The 20,753-nt window shown below is 58.8% G+C and carries 19 protein-coding genes and 1 tRNA gene; 9 read left to right on the top strand and 11 right to left on the bottom strand.

Translation table 11 applies throughout. The annotated features are described in order from the left end of the window. Positions 1-289: 289 nt before the first annotated feature. The 4 genes from LGH70_RS12245 to LGH70_RS12230 all read right to left on the bottom strand — a co-directional run bounded on the left by LGH70_RS12245 (position 290) and on the right by LGH70_RS12230 (position 4,735). Positions 290-1,561, bottom strand: coding sequence for an adenylosuccinate synthase (locus tag LGH70_RS12245; protein ID WP_226185950.1), 1,272 nt, complete (start codon positions 1,559-1,561; stop codon positions 290-292). After that, positions 1,561-1,908, bottom strand: coding sequence for an STAS domain-containing protein (locus LGH70_RS12240; protein ID WP_226185949.1), 348 nt, complete (start codon positions 1,906-1,908; stop codon positions 1,561-1,563). Before LGH70_RS12240 ends, LGH70_RS12245 begins: the two co-directional genes overlap by 1 nt. Beyond that, positions 1,905-2,378 carry a Fur family transcriptional regulator gene (locus tag LGH70_RS12235; RefSeq protein WP_262905317.1) on the bottom strand — a complete coding sequence of 158 codons (474 nt, stop codon included), beginning with the start codon at positions 2,376-2,378 and terminating at the stop codon, positions 1,905-1,907. Before LGH70_RS12235 ends, LGH70_RS12240 begins: the two co-directional genes overlap by 4 nt. A gap of 149 nt (positions 2,379-2,527) precedes the next feature. Further along, positions 2,528-4,735: a RelA/SpoT family protein gene (locus LGH70_RS12230; RefSeq protein ID WP_226185948.1), complete on the bottom strand. Its 2,208-nt coding sequence runs from the start codon at positions 4,733-4,735 to the stop codon at positions 2,528-2,530. Between the two features lie 331 nt (positions 4,736-5,066). On the opposite strand from LGH70_RS12230, the gene LGH70_RS12225 reads away from it, so the two are divergent. The 4 genes from LGH70_RS12225 (at position 5,067) to clpX (ending at position 8,831) form a co-directional block, all read left to right on the top strand. Beyond that, positions 5,067-5,148, top strand: a tRNA-Leu gene (locus LGH70_RS12225). Positions 5,149-5,249: 101 nt separating this feature from the next. Further along, a complete protein-coding gene (gene tig, locus LGH70_RS12220) occupies positions 5,250-6,581 on the top strand; it encodes a trigger factor (RefSeq protein WP_226185947.1) in 1,332 nt (443 codons plus the stop codon). A 115-nt stretch (positions 6,582-6,696) separates the two neighbouring features. Continuing rightward, the gene (locus LGH70_RS12215) at positions 6,697-7,404 is read left to right on the top strand and encodes a ClpP family protease (protein WP_262904531.1); all 708 of its coding nucleotides are present in this window, start codon (positions 6,697-6,699) and stop codon (positions 7,402-7,404) included. A gap of 197 nt (positions 7,405-7,601) precedes the next feature. After that, positions 7,602-8,831 (top strand): ATP-dependent Clp protease ATP-binding subunit ClpX, encoded by a 1,230-nt coding sequence (clpX, locus tag LGH70_RS12210; protein ID WP_226185946.1) that lies wholly within the window; start codon positions 7,602-7,604, stop codon positions 8,829-8,831. Between the two features lie 154 nt (positions 8,832-8,985). On the opposite strand, the gene lpxB is transcribed toward clpX, so the two are convergent. From lpxB to LGH70_RS12190, 4 genes are all read right to left on the bottom strand, one after another. Beyond that, positions 8,986-10,095 (bottom strand): lipid-A-disaccharide synthase, encoded by a 1,110-nt coding sequence (gene lpxB, locus LGH70_RS12205; RefSeq protein WP_226185945.1) that lies wholly within the window; start codon positions 10,093-10,095, stop codon positions 8,986-8,988. Between the two features lie 149 nt (positions 10,096-10,244). Further along, positions 10,245-10,661 (bottom strand): 6-pyruvoyl trahydropterin synthase family protein, encoded by a 417-nt coding sequence (locus LGH70_RS12200; RefSeq protein ID WP_226185944.1) that lies wholly within the window; start codon positions 10,659-10,661, stop codon positions 10,245-10,247. A 95-nt stretch (positions 10,662-10,756) separates the two neighbouring features. Further along, positions 10,757-11,764 carry a FecCD family ABC transporter permease gene (locus tag LGH70_RS12195; protein WP_226185943.1) on the bottom strand — a complete coding sequence of 336 codons (1,008 nt, stop codon included), beginning with the start codon at positions 11,762-11,764 and terminating at the stop codon, positions 10,757-10,759. Then, positions 11,761-12,687, bottom strand: a complete 927-nt coding sequence (locus LGH70_RS12190; RefSeq protein ID WP_226185942.1) for an ABC transporter substrate-binding protein — start codon at positions 12,685-12,687, stop codon at positions 11,761-11,763. The genes LGH70_RS12195 and LGH70_RS12190 overlap by 4 nt, the downstream gene beginning before the upstream one ends. Before the next feature lie 188 nt (positions 12,688-12,875). Between LGH70_RS12190 and rfaD the strand changes: the two genes are divergently transcribed. Both rfaD and LGH70_RS12180 read left to right on the top strand, forming a co-directional pair. After that, a complete protein-coding gene (gene rfaD, locus LGH70_RS12185) occupies positions 12,876-13,841 on the top strand; it encodes an ADP-glyceromanno-heptose 6-epimerase (protein ID WP_226185941.1) in 966 nt (321 codons plus the stop codon). Positions 13,842-13,874: 33 nt separating this feature from the next. Further along, entirely contained in the window at positions 13,875-15,428 is a 1,554-nt protein-coding gene (locus tag LGH70_RS12180) for an FAD/NAD(P)-binding protein (RefSeq protein ID WP_348533747.1), read from the top strand. Between the two features lie 198 nt (positions 15,429-15,626). Here LGH70_RS12180 and LGH70_RS12175 read toward each other — a convergent pair whose 3' ends face one another. From LGH70_RS12175 to LGH70_RS12165, 3 genes are all read right to left on the bottom strand, one after another. Continuing rightward, positions 15,627-15,896 carry a hypothetical protein gene (locus LGH70_RS12175; RefSeq protein ID WP_226185939.1) on the bottom strand — a complete coding sequence of 90 codons (270 nt, stop codon included), beginning with the start codon at positions 15,894-15,896 and terminating at the stop codon, positions 15,627-15,629. A gap of 108 nt (positions 15,897-16,004) precedes the next feature. Next, on the bottom strand, positions 16,005-17,009 hold the full coding sequence (locus tag LGH70_RS12170; protein WP_226185938.1) for a quinone oxidoreductase family protein: 1,005 nt from the start codon (positions 17,007-17,009) through the stop codon (positions 16,005-16,007). Between the two features lie 111 nt (positions 17,010-17,120). Next, positions 17,121-17,531: a thiol-disulfide oxidoreductase DCC family protein gene (locus LGH70_RS12165; RefSeq protein WP_226185936.1), complete on the bottom strand. Its 411-nt coding sequence runs from the start codon at positions 17,529-17,531 to the stop codon at positions 17,121-17,123. 223 nt (positions 17,532-17,754) lie between these two features. Between LGH70_RS12165 and LGH70_RS12160 the strand changes: the two genes are divergently transcribed. The 3 genes from LGH70_RS12160 to LGH70_RS12150 all read left to right on the top strand — a co-directional run bounded on the left by LGH70_RS12160 (position 17,755) and on the right by LGH70_RS12150 (position 20,745). Beyond that, positions 17,755-18,171 carry a hypothetical protein gene (locus tag LGH70_RS12160; RefSeq protein WP_226185934.1) on the top strand — a complete coding sequence of 139 codons (417 nt, stop codon included), beginning with the start codon at positions 17,755-17,757 and terminating at the stop codon, positions 18,169-18,171. A gap of 237 nt (positions 18,172-18,408) precedes the next feature. Continuing rightward, positions 18,409-19,065 (top strand): hypothetical protein, encoded by a 657-nt coding sequence (locus LGH70_RS12155; RefSeq protein ID WP_226185932.1) that lies wholly within the window; start codon positions 18,409-18,411, stop codon positions 19,063-19,065. Between the two features lie 114 nt (positions 19,066-19,179). Then, complete coding sequence (locus LGH70_RS12150; RefSeq protein ID WP_226185930.1) at positions 19,180-20,745, top strand: HTTM domain-containing protein; 1,566 nt, start codon at positions 19,180-19,182, stop codon at positions 20,743-20,745. Positions 20,746-20,753 lie beyond the last annotated feature (8 nt).

The following is a 20,753-nucleotide window of genomic DNA, read 5'->3' as shown; positions in this document are numbered from 1 at the left end:
CGCCTCCGGGGGTACGCCCGCCTCCGTTCGAGTTGGGGGTGCAAAAGTGCAGCTTGCCCGGGAAAGATCCAAACCCAGAGCCCCCTTTTTTCGTTCAAGGCCGGCACTTTAAAAAGGGGGTTCGCCGCTACAGGCTGTGTTATAACTACTTGTGGAACCATAATAGTTCACACCATCTTCAAAAACAAAGTTCTTCAGTGTGTATCAGTACTAACTCACCCTAAGACAGAAAAGCGCGACAGAGAAGAAACCTTCTTTGTCGCGCTTTTGGCAGATACTAAAACTCGTCTTACACCATATGTAGTGTGCTTACCCGATCTGGGCCGACACTGACAATGCTAATGGGTACTTCCAACTGCGTTTCCAAGAAGGTGACATAGTCTTTTAACTCTTTGGGCAAGCTTGCGGCCGAGTCAATTTGTTGCAGATTCACTTTCCAGCCGGGCAGGCTGGTGTATACTGGCTTCATCGTCTGAAGGTCGCTTAGGTCCGGAAGCTGGTTAGTCTCCTCCCCTTCCGGGTTGCGGTAGTGCGTGCAAATGCGAATCTCATCGAATTCATCCAGCACGTCAGCCTTCATCAGGTGAATCTCCGTGACGCCGTTTAGCATAATGCTATAGCGCAGGGCCGGCAGATCAATCCAGCCGCAGCGACGGGGCCGGCCGGTGGTAGCACCGAACTCGCGGCCCGCAGCCCGAATTTGCTCGCCTACCGCATCATGCAACTCAGTAGGGAATGGGCCACTGCCGACGCGGGTGCAGTAGGCTTTGCTGATGCCATATACCTTATTGATATGACGGGGAGCAATGCCCAGGCCGGTGCAGGCGCCGGCTACGACTGTGCTGGAGGAAGTAACGAAGGGATAGGTGCCGAAGTCAATATCCAGCAAAGATCCTTGCGCGCCCTCCGCCAGAATCTTTTTACCCTGACGCAGCAAATCATTTAACAGGTACTCTGTATCGGCTAGCTGCAAGGTGCGCAGGAAGTCGATGGCGGAGAAGAACTCTGTTTCGGCCTGCTCAATATCGAGCTGCTGCCCGTGAAAGCTTGCTAGCGTAGCGTGGCGAGCCACGGCTTCGCTGTAACGCTCCTGGAAATCGGCGGCCAAGATGTCACCAACCCGCAGGCCGGTGCGGCCAATCTTATCCTGGTACGTGGGGCCGATGCCCTTCAGGGTTGAGCCGATTTTGCCACCGCCGCGGGCTTCCTCCAGAATTCGGTCGAGGGCACGATGGGAAGGCAGAATTAGCTGAGCCTTCTTGGAGATGTGCAGGTTCTGAGCCCAGTTTACGCCCCTGTCGGTGAGCTTTTGCAGCTCAACCCGGAAAACGACCGGGTCGAGGACCACGCCATTACCGACGACGTTGATGATGTGCGGGTGAAAAATGCCCGATGGAACCTGGTGCAACACATGCTTGAGTCCGTCGAACGTGAGGGTATGGCCGGCATTGGGCCCTCCCTGGAAGCGGGCCACTACATCGTAGGTAGGCGCCAGTACGTCAACAATCTTTCCTTTTCCTTCGTCGCCCCATTGCAGGCCTACAAGTACGTCAACGGGCATTAGCTAGCGGATTTTAGGACTTCGGCGGCTGCCGTTTCGTTTTCAGCAATGGTGAAGATGGCGTTGAGCTTGGTCAGGGCCAGCATCTTGCGGGGGTGGTCGGCAGGGTTGATAAGCACCAGCTCACCGCCGCGGCTGCGGAACTTGGTGAGCAGGGAAACCAGAACGCCGATACCCGTACTGTTGATGTAGCGCACGCCCGATAGGTCAACGGCGCAGAGCATCACAGACTCGCCCAAGTGGTCATCGACGGACTGGAGAAGCTGTTGGGTGTCGGGGCTGCCGATCAGGTCGCCGGAAAGGCGCACGTGGAGGATGCCGTTGCTTACGGTAGATTCAGTTTTCATTCGCTGGCTGCGCGGGCGGCTGCTTTAGCGCGACAGTCGCCACAAACGCCGTAGAGGTTTAAAGAGTGATGCAAGATATGGAAATTCAAAAGCTCCCCGACCATGGTCTGGATGCCGTGAATGCGCGGGTCGCAGAACTCGACGACCTTGTGGCACTCGGTGCAGATGACGTGGTCGTGCTGCCGGTAACCGTAGGACTTCTCGTACTGGGCCAGATTACGACCAAACTGGTGCTTACTGACTAGGCCGTGCTCAACCAGCAGGTCGAGGGTATTGTAGACGGTGGCGCGACTGACCTGCAGGCCCTGCTCCTTCATGCCGGCATACAGTTCTTCGACGTCAAAGTGGCCGGTGCGGGAGTATATTTCTTCCAGAATAGAATAACGCTCAGACGTTTTGCGCAAGCCCTTATTCTCCAGGTAAGCGGTGAAGATCTTCTTTACTTCCTCGAACTTCTCTTTATCCAACATTATGTGACCTTATATATAAGGAGTACCAAAGGTAGTGAAAGCAAGGCGTTTCGAAGCCTATAACCGGCAGAGCCGACCATAGTTATTCCTGACCTTCCTATACTTTCCTGCCAGTTGTACCGCTTAATACTTTTTAAACTTTTTAGTACTTAAGAAGCAAACCGCTCCACCATCAGCACGCCGTTGACCTTAGACAGTCGGTGAATCATCTTGTTGAGGTGGTCGGTATCGTTGACGAACACCATAATCTGTCCTTCGAAGAACCCGTCGTTGGAGTCGATGGTGATGGAGCGCATATTCACCTTAAGACTGTTGGAAATGATGCGCGTCACGTCGTTTACCAATCCCACCCGGTCGGAGCCTTTGATGCGGATGCCGGCCAGAAAAGCCAGTTCCAGCTGGTCGGTCCACTTGGCCCGCACAATGCGGTTGCCGTAGTTCGACATCATCTCCACGGCCTTGGGGCAGGAAGTGCGGTGAATCACGATGCCTTTTTCCGTTTCGAAGCCGAACACGTCGTCGCCGGGAATCGGGTTGCAGCAGGGTGCGATGGTGTAGTCAAACTTCTGGGTCTCCTCCCCTATTACCAGCATATCGGCCCGCACGCCGCGAATCTTCTGCACTTCCTGGTCGAAAGCCTTGGGTTCGAGCATAGAGGGAATGCGCGGCACCTCAATGGCCGGATCGAAGAGGCTTTCCTTGATTTCGCGCCCGTCGAGCTGCCCGAGGGCAATGCGGTAGTAAAAATCCTGGGGGTTGTACATGTTGAAGTGGGCCAACATGCGGTTCAGGTTGTCCTGATTGTTTTCCACCCCGAGCAGTTCCAAGCGCTTTTCCACGATGAAGCGGCCATCCTCGGCTTTGTTGCGCTTGTCGTCGCGCAGCCAGTCCTTGATTTTGGTGCGGGCCTTGGACGTAATAACGTACTGCAGCCATTCTTCGGTGGGGCGCTGCTTCTGAGAAGTTAGGATTTCGACCTGGTCGCCGTTGCGCAACTGGTAGCTCAGGGGCTCGAGCTTCTGGTTGACTTTCGCACCCAGGCACTGCAGGCCGATATGGGTATGAATTTCGAAGGCGAAGTCGAGGGCTGTAGCCTTGTCGGGTAGAATCACCAGCTTGCCCTTGGGCGTAAAGGCGTAGACTTCCTTCACGAACAGGTTCTGACGGAACTCGTCCATGAACTCCAGGGCGCTGGAATTATTGGTTTCGAGCATTTCCCGCACCTTGGCAATCCAGGCTTCGAGCGTCGATTCGGGCTGCACCGAGCCGGTATCCTTGTATTTCCAGTGCGCCGCGTAGCCTTTCTCGGCAATGTCATCCATGCGGCGGCTCCTGATCTGCACCTCCACCCATTGGCCGGTGCGCGACATGACCGTGGTATGCAGGCTTTCGTAGCCGTTGGCCTTTGGCGTGCTCACCCAGTCGCGGAGCCGGTCAGGGTTGGGCTGGTAAAAGTCCGTAACAATGGAGTACACCTGCCAGCAGGCCGCCTTTTCCTGCTCTTGAGGTACGTCCAAGATGACGCGGATGGCAAACAGGTCGTAGACCTCGTCGAAGGTCACGTTCTGCTTGCGCATTTTGCGCAGGATAGAATAGATGCTTTTGGGGCGCCCTTTAATTTCGAAGCCGAAGCCCTGAGCCTTTAGCTCCTCATCGATGGGCGTGACGAACTCCTTAATAAAGCGGTTCCGGGCGCCGCGGCTCTGGCGTACTTTATTGGTGAGGTCGTTGTAGACTTCCGTGTCGGTATACTTCAGGTACAAATCCTCCAGCTCGCTCTTGATGGCGTAGAGACCCAGACGGTGGGCCAGCGGGGCGTAGAGGTAAATGGTTTCGGAGGCAATCTTGAGCTGCTTGTGGCGCGGCATCGAGTCGAGCGTGCGCATGTTGTGCAGGCGGTCGGCAATCTTGATCAGGATGACGCGCACGTCTTCCGACAAGGTGAGCAGCATCTTGCGGAAGTTCTCAGCCTGCTCACTGGTGCCATACTCGAAGACACCGGAAATCTTGGTCAGGCCGTCGACAATCTGGGCCACGCGGGGGCCAAACTCCCGCTCCACGTCCGAAATTTCCCAGGGTGTGTCCTCGACCACGTCGTGCAGCAGGGCCGCCACGATGCTGGTGGTGCCCAAGCCGATTTCCTCGACGGCAATCTGGGCCACGGCCAGCGGATGCAGAATATAGGGCTCCCCGGACTTGCGGCGCATCTCCTTGTGGGCTTCCAGGGAGGTGTTGAACGCCTTTTTGATCAGCTTGGCGTCGTTGCCAGATAAATAGGGCTTAGCGGTACGCAGCAGGCGCCGGTAGTGGCGAAGAATCTCGTTGCGTTCTACTTCGGGGTCAATCAGAGTGGCCATTATGCGGGGTGAAGCTGAGGGCTTCGGTATTTACTACGCTTACGAAAGTACGAAGGCCGGGGCGGGTTTTGCGTCCGGGCTGTATTTATAACAATGCCGAGCAGAAAATCCTTGCAGGCCTTCAACAGACTGAACGCTGTAGTCGGCTTGGCTGCCCGCTGCACGCGAAGCAAAACTGTAGTAACTCTCAACTTGCAAAACTCCGGCTTCCAGCGCTTTACCGGCACCAAAGCCGCTTCTGCCCTACTTTCTACACCGTTTTTACAGCTTGGTTTGAATATTCGCGATGCTTGCGTAGCTTTGCGCCCCCAAGGCAATAGGCCGAGGAACCGCGGATGTGGCGAAATTGGTAGACGTGCCAGACTTAGGATCTGGTGCCGCAAGGCGTGTGGGTTCGAGTCCCTCCATCCGCACAGATTAGTTTTTAACGAGTACCCTGAGCCCTCAACCCACCCGTTGGGGGTTTCTTTTTCGCCTGCCTTTCGATTCGTTTACTTTAACCGACGACCCCGTTTTGAATATCACCCTCGACAAAAACGACGATCAGCTTAGTGCCATCCTGACAGTACACCTGACGGAAGCTGACTACTCGCCCGCCGTGGACGAGAAGCTGAAAGAATACAGCAAAAAGGCACAGATCAAAGGGTTCCGCCCCGGCAAAGTGCCGGTTGGGCTGGTGCGCAAGATGTACGGCAAAGGCGTATTGGGCGAGGAAATTAACAACCTGCTCGGTAAAGCTGTCGACGGCTACATCAAAGACAACAACATCAAAATCCTCGGTGAGCCTCTGCCCGTGCCCAGCGACGTAAATTTTGATACCGATAAGGAGTTCGACTTCAAGTTTGAGCTGGGCCTGCTGCCCGACTTCGAGCTGCCCGCCGACCAGTCCATCACCATCGACCGTCACCAGGTGTCGGTTGACGACAGCACGCTGGAAGAAACCTACGACCAGATCGGTCGTCAGTTTGGCGAAAGCACCAACCCCGAGGTTTCGGAAGAAGGTGATTACCTGTATGGTAAGCTGAAGAAAGGCGACGACGAAGCTTCGGAGCGCCCCGTACTGCTGCCCATCAACAAGGTGAAGAACGGCGCCGACAAGTTCATTGGTGTGAAGCCCGGCGACGTGCTGACCTTCGACCTATCGGACGCTTTCGGCGGCGACGCTTCGGCCATTGCCAGCTTCTCGGGCCATTCCAAGGAAGAGGCGGCCAACATCAGCGGTGACTACACCCTGACGGTGGAGAAAATCAACCGCACCACCAAGCCCGAGCACGACCAGGAGCTGTTCGACAAGGTATTCGGCAAGGACATCGTGACTTCGAAAGAGGAGTTCGACGAGAAAGTACGTGCCACGGTACAGGAGAACTACGACCGCGAGGCTGAAAACCTGATGAACCGTCAGATCATCGACAAGATGGTAGACGCCACCACGGTACAGATTCCCACCGAGTTCTTCAAGAAGTGGCTCGTGCGGGCCAACGCCGGCAAGCTGACGGCCGAGCAGGTAGAAGAGCACTACTCGGACTACGAGAAGGAGCTGAAGTGGTCGATGATCCGCAACAAAGTCGTTGAGGAGCAGGAGTTGAAGGTGTCGAACGACGAAATTGTGGAGCGCACCATGCAGAAGATCATGGGCCAGTTCAACCTGCCCGAAATCAGCGAGGAGCTGCAGGAATCAGTACGCGGCTTCGCCGACAACTACCTGCGCCAGGACAACGGCAAGAACTACGTAAACGAGTACGAAGCCATTCTGGCAGAGAAAGTCATCGAAAACCTGCGCGGCAAAGTTGTTGTTAATGACAACCCGATTTCGGCCGAGGACTTCCGGACTCAGGGTGCCAGCTAAGCCTTAGCCAGCATCTTGGTTTTGTAACCAACAAAAAAGCCCTTACTTGCCAGTCAGGGCTTTTTTGTTGCCCGGCAGGTTTCGTTTCTAATCTTCTCTACCCTACATTTTTCCCATGCTGAATAAACAAGAGTTCCGCAAATTCGCCGTCAAAGGCCAGGGCCTGAGTGGCCTGGGTGTGGACCAGTATCTGAACCACGTGGAAGGCCAGGTGCGCTCCGGAATGATGCTGCCCACGGGCATGACCCGCTCGGTGATTGAGGAACGCCCCACGCGCTTCGCTGAAATTGACGTATTCTCCCGTCTGATCATGGACCGTATCGTGTTCCTGGGCACGCCGGTCGACGATTATATTGCCAACATCATCACGGCTCAGCTGCTGTTTCTGGAGTCGGCTGATGCCAAAAAGGACATTCTGCTCTACATCAACTCGCCCGGTGGCTCGGTGTATGCCGGCCTCGGCATTTATGACACGATGCAGTATGTAGGTCCCGATGTGGCAACCATCTGCACCGGCCTGGCTGCCTCGATGGGCGCCGTACTGCTGGCCGGTGGTGCCAAGGACAAGCGTTCGGCCCTGCCCCACGCCCGCGTCATGATTCACCAGCCCTCGGGTGGCGCGCAAGGCCAGTCGACGGATATCGAAATCACGGCCCGCGAGATTCTCAAGCTGAAGAAGGAACTGTACGACATTCTGGCCAAGCACAGCGGCAAAACCTACCAGGAAATCTACGACAACTCGGAGCGTGACTACTGGATGCGTGCCGACGAGGCCAAAGAATACGGTCTGATCGACGAAGTTCTGGAGAAGAAGACGGCGTAAGCTGCTCGTTTCCGCTTCTTGACAAGCCCTAAAAAGCCCGCTTTCAGTTGACAACCTGAAGGCGGGCTTTTGGTTCTTTTAAGTAGAGGCCCAACCGTTAGCAACTTTTTTTGCTGCGTACGGCGTTTGCGTTTTCGTACCTTTGGGGTGGCTTCGGGTAAAACGAAGCTTTCCTACCTATCCTGAGAGTCCTAGCAATGGCAGATATAACGTGCTCCTTCTGCGGTAAGAGCAAAAAAGATGTCTCGGTCATGATTTCCGGCATCAACGCCCACATCTGTGAGCGGTGCGTGGGTCAGGCCCAGCAGATATTGAACGAGGAGAACAAAATCCGCTCGAACTCCAAGACGCCTAAGTTTAACCTGGTGAAACCCCGGGAAATGAAGGAGTATCTGGACCAGTACGTGGTAGGCCAGGACGAGGCCAAAAAGGTAATGTCGGTGGCGGTATACAACCACTACAAGCGCCTGATGCAGCCCAAAACGGCGGGCAAGGACGAGGTGATGATCGAGAAGTCGAACATCATCATGGTGGGCGAAACCGGCACGGGCAAGACCTTCCTGGCCAAAATGCTGGCCAACATCCTGCAGGTTCCCTTCTGTATTGCCGACGCTACCGTGCTGACCGAAGCCGGCTACGTGGGCGAAGATGTGGAAAGCATCCTGACCCGCTTGCTCCAGGCCGCCGACTACAACGTGGAAGCCGCCGAGCGCGGCATCGTCTACATCGACGAAGTCGATAAGATTGCTCGTAAGAGCGACAATCCCAGCATCACGCGCGATGTGAGCGGCGAGGGCGTGCAGCAGGCCATGCTGAAGCTGCTCGAAGGCACCACCGTAAACGTACCGCCCCACGGTGGCCGCAAGCACCCCGAGCAGAAGATGATTACGGTCAACACCGAGAACATCCTCTTCATCTGCGGCGGTGCCTTCGTCGGCATCGACCGGATCATCAAGAGCCGTCTGAACACCAAGCCGATGGGCTTTGCCAAGACCCAGCTTTCGGAGAAAGTAGATACCAACAACTTCCTGCGCTACGTGACGGCCGTGGATCTGAAGGCTTTCGGCCTGATTCCCGAGCTGATTGGCCGCCTGCCGGTGCTGACTCACCTCAACCCGCTGGACCACGCCACGCTGCGCAAAATCCTGACCGAGCCCAAGAATTCGATTGTGAAGCAGTACAGCCGCCTCTTCGAGATGGAGAATATCGAGCTGACCTTCACCGAGGAAGCCCTGGAGTACATCGTGGTGAAAGCCGACGAGTACCGCCTCGGGGCCCGCGGCCTGCGCTCCATCTGCGAGAGCATCATGACCGACGCCATGTTCGACATGCCTTCGGACGCCGACGCTAAGGAACTGGTTATCGACCTGGACTACGCCCAGAGCAAGTTTGAGAAGTCGCCGCTGAAGCAGCTGCGCGCCGCCTAGAGTTCAATACGAGTCTAACAGAAAGCCCCGTCAGGATATCCTGCCGGGGCTTTCTGTTGTAACGACTCTCCTCAAAATTTGGGTAAATCCCCGACAGCAGGCATTCCGGGTACGGCTACAGGTTTGCCAGCCAATGATGCGGCCTTGCTCTCCCCTACTTTTTCAAATATCCCACCATCAGCTCGGCGGCTTTTTTGGCGGCGTTGTTGCGGCCCAGCTTCTCCTGCAGTTCGGCGTAGCCGGCTTTTTGTTGGGCAATAAACTCTTCGTCCTGCAGCACCTTTTTGAGCTCGGTCACGAGGTTGCGGGAGTTAAAGTCGCCCTGGATAAGCTCTTTCACGACTTCCTTACCGGCAATGAGGTTGACCAAGGAAATGTAGGGCACCTTGATAACGGCCTTGCCAATGGCGTAGGAAACGGCGCTGGTGCGGTAGCACACCACCTGGGGCACGTTGAACAGGGCCGTTTCGAGCGTGGCCGTGCCGCTGGTAACCAGGGCTGCTTTGGCATGGGTGAGCAGGTCGTAGGTTTGCTCGAAGACGATGCGGACGTTGTTGCGCTCGAAGTTAGCGTAGTAGTTCCGGTCGAGGTTTGTTACGCCGGCCACCACGAACTGGTAGTCCAGAAACGGTGGGATGATAGCCGTCATTTCGTAGAGCATCTCCTCGATTTCCTGCTTGCGCGAGCCGGGCAGCACGGCAATAATGGGCCGGGCGGGGTCGAGGTTGTTGCGCTGGTGGAAGTCGGTGCTGGGTACGTGCTCGGCAATGGCGTCCACGGTGGGGTTGCCGATGTAGTCGACTTTGTAGTCGAAGCGCTGGTAGAAATCGGCCTCGAAGGGCAGAATCACGAACATCTTATCCACCAGGGCCTTCACCTTGTGCACGCGGCCCTGGTTCCAGGCCCAGATCTTGGGCGAGATATAGTAGAATACTTTCAAGCCCTGCTGCTTGGCAAACTTGGCCACGCGCATGTTGAAGCCGGCGTAGTCGACCAGGATAATCACGTCGGGCTGGTAGGCCTCAATGTCGCGCTGGCACTCCTTGAGGTAACCCCGAAACTTCAGAATGCTGGTAGCCGCCTCCCAGAAGCCCATGATGGCCATTTCCTGGTAGTGGTGTACCAGCGTGCTGCCCTGCGCCTGCATCATGTCGCCGCCCCAGCCGCGAAACTCGGCCTCGGGGTCCTGCTGGCGCAGCTCGCGCATGAGGTGGGAGGCGTGGAAGTCGCCGGAACGCTCACCAGCAATCAGATAATATTTCATTCGATTGAAATGCGGCTTTTAGAGCCTATTCAAGAAATCATTACGTCATGCTGAGCTTGCCGAAGCATCTCTACTGCACTGGTAATCAACATTACTTTAACGGTAGAGATGCTTCAGCAAGCTCAGCATGATGCTACCAATTCTTTAACCTACTCCCCGTAGTATTCCACGAAGTTGCGCGGGGTTTCGTAGAGCTTGATGCAGTGCAGCTGGGCGGCGGAAATCTTGGGAATCTCGCGGTTTAGGATTTCCCAGAAGGCAACCACCAGGTTTTCGGTACTAGCCAGCTGACCGGCCATAAACGGCACATCAAGGTTCAGGTTTTTGTGGTCTACCTGGTCCACGACATGCTCGCGGATAAGCGTGCTGAGCTGCTTGAGGTCGATGACGAAGCCGGTTTCCGGGTCGGGCTGGCCTTTCACGGTCACGATCAGGTCGTAGTTGTGGCCGTGCCAGTTGGTATTGGCGCAGGGCCCGAACACTTCTTTGTTGCGCTCCTCGGTCCAGGAAGGGTTATAGAGCTTGTGAGCGGCGTTGAAATGCTCCTGCCGGCTGACGTAAATCATTCGTTGGGTACTGAAGTTGAGAAGATGCCTGGCACCGGCTCACATGGGAAACGCTCCTATCCGGGATAGAAGCGCACGGCCGGTAACATGCATCTTTAAAGCGCCACGCGCTTTTTGCGCAGCAAATATACGAAGAACGGTACGCCGAATAAGGCCGTGATAAGCCCAACGGGTAAGCCGGCCGGCGGATACAGCAGCCGGGCCAGCAGGTCGCAGCCCAGCAGGAAGTCGGCCCCGAGCAGAGCACAGAACAGCAGATTGGCCTTGCCGGTGACGCCCAGCAGCCAGCGCGTGAGGTGGGGCACCATCAGGCCCACGAAGCCCACGGGCCCACATAAAGCCACCACGCAGCCGGTAAGCGTAGCGGCCGTTACTACCAGAATCCAACGGGTGCGGGCTACCTGCACGCCCAAGGTTTGGGCCCGCTCCTCGCCCAGCAGCAGCACGTTAAGGTCTTTTTGCAGGAACACCAGCAGCAGCAGGGCCGCCCCGAGCGCCAGCGCCGGGTACGGCAGCACGTCCCAGCCGGCCCGCTCGAAGCTGCCCATCGCCCAAAACACCACCGTGCGCAGCTGCCCCTCGGAGCTGGACAGAAAGGACAGTAACCCGCCCAGCGCCGCCGTAAGCGAGCTAATGGCCACGCCGGCCAGCAGCAGCTGCCCCGGAATGAGCTGGCCGCGCTGACTGCCCAGCGCCACGACCAGCAGCGTGGTAAGCAACGCCCCGACCAGCGCGGCTAGGGGCGGCAGGTAGATACCGGCCACGGTAAGGTTGGACAGCAGGGAAAAGCACAGAATAGCGCCCAGGGAAGCGCCCGAAGCCGTGCCCAGCAGGTACGGGTCGGCCAGCGCATTATTGACCATGGCCTGCATCAGGTAGCCACTCACGGCCAGTCCCCCTCCCGCCAGCAAGGCCATAACGATGCGCGGCAGACGCAGCTGTACCAGCGCCAGCTGGGCCGGGTCGTCGGGGTTGTAATTGAGCAGCGTGCGGCCGATAAAGGCATAGTCGGTGGCGAAGCTGCCGATGCGCAGCCCCAGCACCACCAGCACCAGCATTAGCGAGAGGCTGGCCAGAATCCAGGGGAAGGCACGGCGGCTCATGGGGCGGGTGGGGCCCCGATAAGCCGCTGCAGTTCCCGCACCGACTCTACCACGCGCGGGCTGGGCCGCTCCATCAGGTCGCCGGTGATGCCGTAGACGCGGCGGTTCTGGTAGGCCTTTATCCGTTTCAGCTCGGGGTAGTTCTTGAAAAAGGTGCTATCCAGCTTCCCGAAGCTGCCGCCGATGAGCACGTCGGGATTGAGCTTGAGAATATACTCACGCGTTAAGGCCGGGTAAGGCTGGGCGAAGTGCTCCGTCACGGCATTTTGCCCACCGGCCAACCGGATTTTGTCCGTAAAGAGCGTATTCTCGCCGTAGACGTAAATCGGATCCTGCCAGGTAATGGCCAGCACCGCCGGTGGCCGGCTGGGGCGGGGCAGCTGCTGCATGGCCTGCAGCTCCACCTGCAACGAGTCAGTCAGTTTTCTGGCCTGGACAGGTCGGCCCAGCAGGCGGCCCAGGTCGGTGAGGCCGCGCAGAATATCGGCAGCGGTAGTATAGCGCTGGCAATACACCGGAATGCCGAGCTTTTCCAGGCGGGCAATGTCATCGAGCGAGGTAATGCCTTCCACAGTAAACACCACATCGGGGTGCAGGGCCACGAGGCCTTCCAGATCGAGCGGGTAGCTGCTGATAACGGGCTTACGCAAGGCCGCCCGCGGGTAGTCGCAGACCTGGGTGCGGGCCACGATAGTAGCGGTATCGGCCACGGCGTAGAGCATTTCCGTCATGGAGGCGGCCAGCGACATGATGCGCCGCGGCCGCGCCGGAATAGTAAGCTGATGGCCCAAATCGTCGGTGACGTGCTGCGGAGCGGCCGCGGTGGCCGTAGCTGTAGCCGCAGATTTATCATTGGACTGACACGCGGCAAAGAGGAAAAGCAGCGGCAAGCTGAAAAAGACGCTAGGGAGCAGACGAGACATAGCGCAAAGGTAGGCGCGGCGCCGGTTGTAGAGACGCATATTTGTGTCTCAAGCGGTGCGGATGCTGGAAGTGCTGCCTGCAATGGCCCTTACTACCCAACGACGGGGAGCAAATATGCGTCTCTACACCAGCCCGGCACCGGCTCAGCCCGCCGTTTTTCCCTACTTTTGGCCAAAATATCAGCCCTATGATTGTTGTCACCGGAGCGGCCGGCTTTATTGCCAGCTGCCTTGTTACCCGCCTGAACGCCGCCAACTTCAACGATATCGTGGTGGTGGATAATTTCGCCGTGGAGCGGAAGCTTGCCAACCTGAAGGGCAAGCACCTGCGCGAATACGTGGACCGCAACGAGTTTTTCGACTGGCTCGACCAGCATCATGAGGAAGTGGAATTCATCTTCCACCTCGGCGCCCGCACCGACACCACCGAGCAGGATAAGGCCGTGTTCGACCTACTGAACCTGGACTACTCGAAGAAAATGTGGCAGGCCTGCTGCCAGTATCAGCTGCCGCTGGTGTATGCCTCCTCGGCCGCTACCTACGGCTCGGGCACGCTGGGCTACTCCGACGACGATGCCCTGCTACCTCTGCTGCGGCCCCTGAACCCCTACGGCGACTCAAAGAACGACTTCGACAACTGGGCCGTGCAGCAGCCGGAAAAGCCTTTTTTCTGGGCCGGCCTGAAGTTTTTCAACGTGTACGGCCCCAATGAGTACCACAAGGGCCGCATGGCCTCGGTGATATTCCACGCCTTCGAGCAGATCCGGCAGACGGGCTCCATGACCCTGTTCCGCTCCCACAACCCCGACTATGCCGATGGGGAGCAGCAGCGCGACTTCGTGTACGTGAAGGACCTGGTAGAAGTGTGCTTCTTTCTGATGAACAACCGCCAGCATTCGGGTATTTACAACCTGGGCACCGGCGAGGCCCGCACCTTCCTGGATTTGACGCTCAACACGTTCAAAGCCCTGGGCCGCACGGCCGACATCCGCTTCCGCGACACGCCGGAGGACATCCGCGACACGTATCAGTACTTCACCCAGGCCGACATGAGCAAGCTGCGCAGCATTGGCTACACGCTGCCCTTCACCAAGCTCGAAGACGGCATTGATGACTACGTGCGCAACTACCTCGTGCCGGGGCAATATCTGTAGCAACACCCGGCATACGCGGGCTTTTTCCCGCCTGTGCTTCATCCATATTCCCGCCCGGCCGTATGCATTCTGCGGCCGGGCGGTTTGTTTTACAGTCCCCGGACGCAGCCGAGCAAAGCGCGCCGATTTTTCAGACCGGATTTTTTCGCGCATTTTCTCCCCGTAATTCTGCTCTGCCCTACTCCACAACCAGCCACGGTGTCACGAAGAACCATTACGATTCTGGGCGGAGGCTTCTCCGGCTCCATGCTTCTGGTCCAGCTTGCCCAGCTCCCCGGCTCCTACGCCTGGGACGTGCACCTGGTGGAGCCGCGGGCGTTGGCCGGGCCGGGGCTGGCGTACTCAGCCCGCCGCAAGGAATACCTGCTCAACGTACGGGCCCCTTTCCTGAGCGCCTTTCCGCAGCAGCCCGACCATTTCAGCACCTGGCTGGGCGCGAGCAAGGCTCCGCCCTGCGCGGGCGGCTTCTGCACCCGTCAAACCTACGGCCGCTACCTGCAGCAGCTGACCGAAGAAGTGCTGGCCTGGCCCTCTGCCAACGGCATGCGCTTTTTTCGCCACCACCAGAAGGCCGTAGCCGCCGTGCCGCACCCCGAAGGCCGCGCCGCCACCGTACGCTTAGCCGACGGCCATGAAATACCGAGCGAGCTGGTAGTGCTGGCTTTGGGCAACTTCCCACCCGCGCCCGACCTTCGGCTCAGCTCCGAGGTGCGGCATCACGCGCGCTACCACAGCAACCCCTGGGGGCCACTGGCGCTGCAGAATATTGCCCCCGACGACACCGTGCTGCTCATTGGCTCGGGGCTGACGGCCGTGGATGTGCTGCTGGGCCTGGCTGCCGACGGCCACCATGGACAAGTGACAGTAGTGGCCCGCAATGGCCGCTGGCCCACGGTACACGGTCCGCTGGGCCACACCTACCCCAGCTTTTACGCCGCCGAACTGGCTGGCCTGACGACCGTAGCGGAAGTCGTGCGCGTCGTGCGGCGCCACGTGCGGGCGGCCCTGGCTCTGGGGCTAGACTGGCGCCCGGTTATCGACTCGCTCCGGCCCGACTTGGGGCGCATCTGGCAGGCCTGGTCGGTGGCCGAGCAGGCTCGTTTTCTGCGCCACGTGGCCTCTATCTGGTCGGTGGTGCGGCACCGCAGCCCGCCCCAGAATGCGGAAGCCGTGCAGAGCATGTTGGACCAGGGCATCGTGCAGATGCAGCTGGGCAAGGTGCAGCACATAGAAGCTAGCGGCCCCGATTTACAGGTCAGCATCAGTCGGCGGGGGCAGCAGGAGCAGCTGACGGTGCAGCACGTTATTTCCTGCACCGGCCCTTTGCTGGATTACAGCCGCATTCCGGACCCGCTGGTGAGCGGCCTGCGCAACGCCGGCCAGCTGGTGCCCGACGCGCTGCACCTGGGTATCGTTACGGACGCGCACGGGGCCTTGCAAAACACTCAAGGGGAAGTATCAGAGGTGTTTTTCACTCTGGGCCCCAGCCGCCGCCCGGCTTACTTCGAGTCGACGGCGGTGCCCGAGCTGCGGCAGCAGGCCCTGGCTCTGGCCCAGCATCTGCAGGGCCGGCTGGCACAGGCGTAAAGAACTGCCACTTACACCGATTAAGGTAAAATGAGCTTGGTGCCAAGCCCGCCGTAGCCCCGCAGCCTTAGTAAGCTACTACCCCTTCGATAGTAGCAGCCGGTACGTTTTTAGCGTCAACCTGTCGGCGCACAAAAAACGGGTGACTCCACTACTGGAATCACCCGCTGAAGCTGGCTGAATTGTACAACGCCACCTTTAAGCGGCCTGCTCCTGCTCGGCGGCGTCGGGGTACATCGGTAGCACCGGCGTGGCGGCCCGGGCCGCGGGCGTGAATACGACGCCGTTGACGTCGTCGGCGTGACGGCGCAGGGCGCGCATCAGCAGATACTTGTATTTTTCCGCGTCAGCCAAAGCTTGCTCAATAGCCTGCACGGCATCGGAATACGCTACTACCGGCTGCAGATCCTTGCGCGGACGACGGGCTTCAAAAACGTGACTTTCCAGGTATTCGGCGGGGTTTTTCATAGTCTTCAGCGGCTTGCTTATCGTGATACTCTCAGCTGTTGAAATAACAAAACACCCACTCGCAACATTCAATTTCACCCGAAAAAATCTTACATTTTTGCCTGATTGTTACTCTTTGATTTTCAGCACGATTTTCCCGAACTGCTGCCCCTGATCCATACGGCGCAGGGCCGTTTCGCCCTCGGCCAATGGGAATACTTGGTCGATAACTGGCACCAGCTGGTGCTGCTCAAACAGGTCGACCATAGCGGCAAAGTCCTGCTCGGTGCCCATAGTAGAACCCAGAACGGACAGCTGCTTCCAGAACACTTTGGCCGGGGGCAGTTGCGGAATAGCGCCCAACGTGCCGCCGTAGAACACGATGCGGCCACCCGGCGCGGCGGCATCGAGCAAGGCTTCGAACCCGGGACCGGCCGCACTGTCGATGATGACATCGAAGGCCCCCCCCGCCTGCTTCACCAGCTCCGAAGCCCACTTTTCCTGCTGGTAGCTGATGCCGCCTTTGGCCCCCAGCTGCCGCGCCCGCTCCAGCTTCTCCGCCGAGCCCGACGTGACCCAGACTTCGGCTCCCACGGCCACGGCCATCTGCAGGGCCAGCAGCGCCACGCCGCCCCCAATGCCGCTGATAAGCACCCGCTCCCCGGCCTGCAGACCCGCCCGCGTGAAGGCGGCCCGGTAGGCCGTAACCCCGCCCAGCGGCAAGGCAGCGCCCTGCTCGAAGCTCAAATGCCGGGGCAAAGGATGCACGTAGCGGGCCTCCACGCACACGTATTCGGCAAAGGTGCCCTGGGCCGGCAGCCCCAGAATGGTGAAGCTGCGCCCCTGGGCCCGTGGGTTGTCGCCCCAGTTGTGGCCGGGGTTGATGACGACGGCCTGCCCCTGCCAACCAGCATCGGCACCCTCTCCTACTGCCATAATAACGCCGGCCCCATCAGAGCCCAGGATGCACGGGAACTTCAGCCCCGCGTACTGCCCCTTCTGAATCCAGACGTCGCGGTGGTTGAGGGCAGCCGCGTGCAGTTGCACCAGCACCTGGCCCGGGCCAGGCGTGGGCGTAGTTACTTCCTGAAGATGAGCGGGTTCGTTGATGCCGTCGATTTGGAGCGCTTGCATGCGGTAGGCCATAAGGTGATGTGGGAAGGAAAAAGGCACAAAAAAGCCGCCCGTGAGCAGCAGCGAGGCGGGCAGCGTAAAATTAGAATCTCCGTCTAAATGCAGGCCGAACTAGCCCAGAAACCGCCCGCGTAGCTCGGAGCTGGGCAGCAGACAGGCGTGCTGCTGGCCAAACCAGCGGTAGCGGTTGCGGGCGACGAAGCGGTAGGCCGCATCGCGCAGAAAAGCGGGTATCAGCCGGAAAGCGTAGAGTAGCGGCCAAGCGCCGCCCAGGTGGCGGGCAATGCGCAGCACGGCGGTGGAATGGGTGTACACCCGGTTGTCTTCCACGAGCATTACCGTTTCCGGGCCGGTGCCGGCCAGGGCCAGGCCATGCTCGGCCAGCAGCGCCCGGCCGGCCTCCGACTGCAACGATGCAAACCGGAAGTAGCCGGCCGGGTCGCGCCGGATGATAAACTGCACAAACCCGTTGCAGAGGTTGCACACGCCGTCGAAGAGAATGGTAGCTGCCGGGGTAGCCATGGGGCCAGGAGTAGGTAAGTGAGAGGCTATAACAACGTAACCGCTGAAAAGTAGGCTACCGGCGGCAGCCAACTTCGGAATTTTAGGGGGTTGCGTACTTACCGCATCCGGGTTTGTTTTGCAAAATCCGTATTTATTCTTGTATTAATTCTCGCTTGTTATTCATAATCAACCGTATAGAGAAAGCAAAACTATCTTTCACTGTTCTTTCGTTCTGAATTTTATGTACAAACCACGAATAACACTTCTGGCCGCGGCCCTCTGCGCAGGCGCTCTTACCCTTAGCTCCTGCGGCGACAATAACGGTAGCGGCACGGCCGAAAACGGCGGTGGCTCCAGCATGGCTACCGAAGAAGCAACCAGCACCAACGACGCCTCCATGAGCTCTGACACCAGCGGTATGGGCGGCGGTAGCACCTCCGGTACCGGCGACATGGGCGGTAGCTCTACTGGTGGCGACATGGGCAGCACCAGCGGCACCGGCTCTACTACCGGCGGAACTACGGACGGCACTACCACCGGCGGCACTACGGCGGGCACGACGGCCGGTACTGGCAGCACGGCCGGTACTACCACGGCAGGTGGCAGCACGGCGGGCGGCACCGGCTCTACCGGAGGCGGCACCACGGGCGGCCAATAGTCCTGGCTCTGATGCCTGAAACCAAAAGGGTGATTGTCAGCTTGGCAATTGCCCTTTTTTGGTGGCAGACTCAGCTGATTCTGTAGAACTATTACAAAGTTAATCATAGCACCCAACTTGTTAATAGACAAATTTTTCCTGAAAACATATCAGTTTATTCACAATAGCGTATAGCACTAACTCTGTGGCGTTGACTTTGACGTTTTCTCACTTTTCACCCTGCTTACTCCACCTGCTATGAAAAAGAACACGCTTGCTCCCTGGACCCTGCTGCTGGCTACGGCTTTGCTTGGCGGCAACCTCGCAATGACTGGCTGCAACGCCAGCAAAACCGGCACTGGCAGCTCTACCAGCGGTTCGTCGGATATGAACAGCTCGGGCACGAGTGGCTCTACCTCCGGATCCACCAGCGGCAGTAGCACGGACACGTATGGCACCACCAGCGGCTCGACCACCAGTGGTACCACTACCAGTGGCACTACAACCACCGGCACTACTACCACGGGCTCCACTTCCGGCTCCATGACCAGTGGCTCGACTTCAGGGTCTATGACCAGCGGTTCAACCTCCGGCTCGATGACCAGCGGTACAACTTCGGGCACAACCAGCGGCACCATGACTAGCGGCACCGGAACCACGTCTGGCTCGATGACCAGCGGCTCGACCAGTGGCACAATGACCAGCGGCAGCACTTCGGGCTCGACTTCGGGTTCTACCTCCGGTACGACTTCGGGCTCGACCAGCGGCACGACCTCGGGCCGCACAACCAGTGGTACTACCTCCGGCCGCACTACGTCGGGTAGCACTACTTCCGGTCGTACCACTTCCGGCACGACTTCGGGTACCACTTCCGGCACTACCAGCGGCAGCACCAGCGGCTCGACCACCCGGTAAGCCAAGTTTGTCGCTGTTTCCCGTACGGCTACGTAAGGCGAACAGGGGCGCCGTTCAACCGGACGGCGCCCCTGTTCGCCTTTTCCTTTCACCTCTCACCCGAAGCGGCAGTCTATGCCCCGGATTCTTAGCTTACTCCGCCGCCCGTTTGTAGTCGACCTGCGCGCCTTGGCGTTGCTGCGCATAGGCGTGGCCGCCGTCGTTCTGCTCGACGTCATCATCCGCAGTACCGACCTAGAAGCGCACTATTCCAACATGGGAGTGCTGCCCCTGCACGTGCTGTATCAGTACTGCTGGAGCCCCTACCAGTTCTCGCTGCACGCGGCCAGTGGGCTGTGGCAGATGCAGGGTGTGCTTTTCCTGCTGGAGGCCCTGGGAGCCGTGGCTCTGCTGCTGGGCTACCACACCCGCCTGGCTACGTTCATTACCTGGCTGCTGCTGGTATCGGTGCAAAACCGCAATCCCCTCATTGGGCAGGGCGGCGACGATTTGCTGCGCATGCTGCTGTTTTGGGCGTTGTTTCTGCCCTGGGGCCGCATGTATTCCTTGGATGCCCGCGGCCGGGAGCGGCCCGCCCGCCTTACCTACTTCAGTGCCGCCACGGTGGCCTACATCGTCCAGATTGCCCTGGTTTACTGGTGCACGGCCCTGCTGAAAAACGCGCCCGAGTGGACCACCGAAGGCACGGCCATCTACTACGCCCTCAGCCTCGACCAGGTGCTGATGCCGGGCGGGCGGCTGCTGTACCCCTATAGCAAGCTGCTCTACTGGCTCACGTTTGCTACCTACTACACCGAGTGGCTCTTGCCATTTGCGCTGTTTATTCCATTCCGGGTGACGTGGTGGCGGCTGTTCTTTGTGGGCGTGATGTACCTGTTTCACTTCGGCATCAGCCTCACGCTGTTTGTCGGGCTGTTTTTCCTGATCAATATGGCCTCGGTGCTAGGCCTGCTGCCGCCCGTGGCCATGAACTGGCTGGATAAGCGCCTGGCCCTGGGCACCCAACGCCTGGGCCCGCAGGTAGCGGCCCGCTTCGAGCGGTTGCGGCCCCATCTGGCCCGGCTTCGTCTGCCGCTGCGGGTGCGTATCGAGCCGGCCTTTCAGCTCACGGAACGGCGCTGGGTGCTGCTGCGCAACCTGCGCAACGCGGCCGTAACCGTGCTGCTGGGCTACGTCATCTGGTGGAACCTGGACAGTGTGAACCAGCCTTCCCTGTACATGTCGCAGCCGTTGCGCTGGTTTGGCTACCTGTTCCGCATCGACCAGCACTGGGGCATGTTTGCGCCCGCCGTGTTCAAGGACGACGGCTGGTACATTCTGGACGGCACTACCACCCAGGGTCAGCACCTCGATTTGAACCGCCGGGGCCGGCCTACTACCTATGCCAAGCCGGCCTCGGTGGTTTCGCTGTTCAAAAATGACCGGTGGCGCAAGTACAGCGAGAATTACCTGTTCGTCAGCAATGAGTACATGCGGCCCTACTACTGCAACTACCTGCTGCGCATCTGGCACGAAGACCCCGCTAACCCGCCCCTGCGCCGCCTGGAGGTCATTTACATGAAGGAAGTTTCGTTGCCAAACTACCAGGTTTCCACCCCCAAGCGTGAAGTTCTGTGCGTGTGTGAAGCAGAACAGCCAGTGGCCTCGAACCTCAACCGTACCGCCGAAACGGCGCCGTAAATCAGGTT

The organism is Hymenobacter nitidus, assembly GCF_020447315.1.
Classification (GTDB): Bacteria; Bacteroidota; Bacteroidia; order Cytophagales; family Hymenobacteraceae; genus Hymenobacter; species Hymenobacter nitidus.
The sequence above is the reverse complement of the archived record's forward strand: the minus strand, read 5'-3'. Positions and strand labels throughout refer to the sequence as shown.

Coding starts and splice junctions, on each gene's coding strand:
- LGH70_RS12245 (WP_226185950.1), bottom strand. CDS start 1,561: ATGCCCGTTGACGTACTTGTAGGCCTGCAATGGGGCGACGAAGGAAAA.
- LGH70_RS12240 (WP_226185949.1), bottom strand. CDS start 1,908: ATGAAAACTGAATCTACCGTAAGCAACGGCATCCTCCACGTGCGCCTT.
- LGH70_RS12235 (WP_262905317.1), bottom strand. CDS start 2,378: ATGTTGGATAAAGAGAAGTTCGAGGAAGTAAAGAAGATCTTCACCGCT.
- LGH70_RS12230 (WP_226185948.1), bottom strand. CDS start 4,735: ATGGCCACTCTGATTGACCCCGAAGTAGAACGCAACGAGATTCTTCGC.
- LGH70_RS12215 (WP_262904531.1), top strand. CDS start 6,697: ATGCTGAATAAACAAGAGTTCCGCAAATTCGCCGTCAAAGGCCAGGGC.
- clpX (WP_226185946.1), top strand. CDS start 7,602: ATGGCAGATATAACGTGCTCCTTCTGCGGTAAGAGCAAAAAAGATGTC.
- lpxB (WP_226185945.1), bottom strand. CDS start 10,095: ATGAAATATTATCTGATTGCTGGTGAGCGTTCCGGCGACTTCCACGCC.
- LGH70_RS12200 (WP_226185944.1), bottom strand. CDS start 10,661: ATGATTTACGTCAGCCGGCAGGAGCATTTCAACGCCGCTCACAAGCTC.
- LGH70_RS12195 (WP_226185943.1), bottom strand. CDS start 11,764: ATGAGCCGCCGTGCCTTCCCCTGGATTCTGGCCAGCCTCTCGCTAATG.
- LGH70_RS12190 (WP_226185942.1), bottom strand. CDS start 12,687: ATGTCTCGTCTGCTCCCTAGCGTCTTTTTCAGCTTGCCGCTGCTTTTC.
- rfaD (WP_226185941.1), top strand. CDS start 12,876: ATGATTGTTGTCACCGGAGCGGCCGGCTTTATTGCCAGCTGCCTTGTT.
- LGH70_RS12175 (WP_226185939.1), bottom strand. CDS start 15,896: ATGAAAAACCCCGCCGAATACCTGGAAAGTCACGTTTTTGAAGCCCGT.
- LGH70_RS12170 (WP_226185938.1), bottom strand. CDS start 17,009: ATGCAAGCGCTCCAAATCGACGGCATCAACGAACCCGCTCATCTTCAG.
- LGH70_RS12165 (WP_226185936.1), bottom strand. CDS start 17,531: ATGGCTACCCCGGCAGCTACCATTCTCTTCGACGGCGTGTGCAACCTC.
- LGH70_RS12160 (WP_226185934.1), top strand. CDS start 17,755: ATGTACAAACCACGAATAACACTTCTGGCCGCGGCCCTCTGCGCAGGC.
- LGH70_RS12155 (WP_226185932.1), top strand. CDS start 18,409: ATGAAAAAGAACACGCTTGCTCCCTGGACCCTGCTGCTGGCTACGGCT.
- LGH70_RS12150 (WP_226185930.1), top strand. CDS start 19,180: ATGCCCCGGATTCTTAGCTTACTCCGCCGCCCGTTTGTAGTCGACCTG.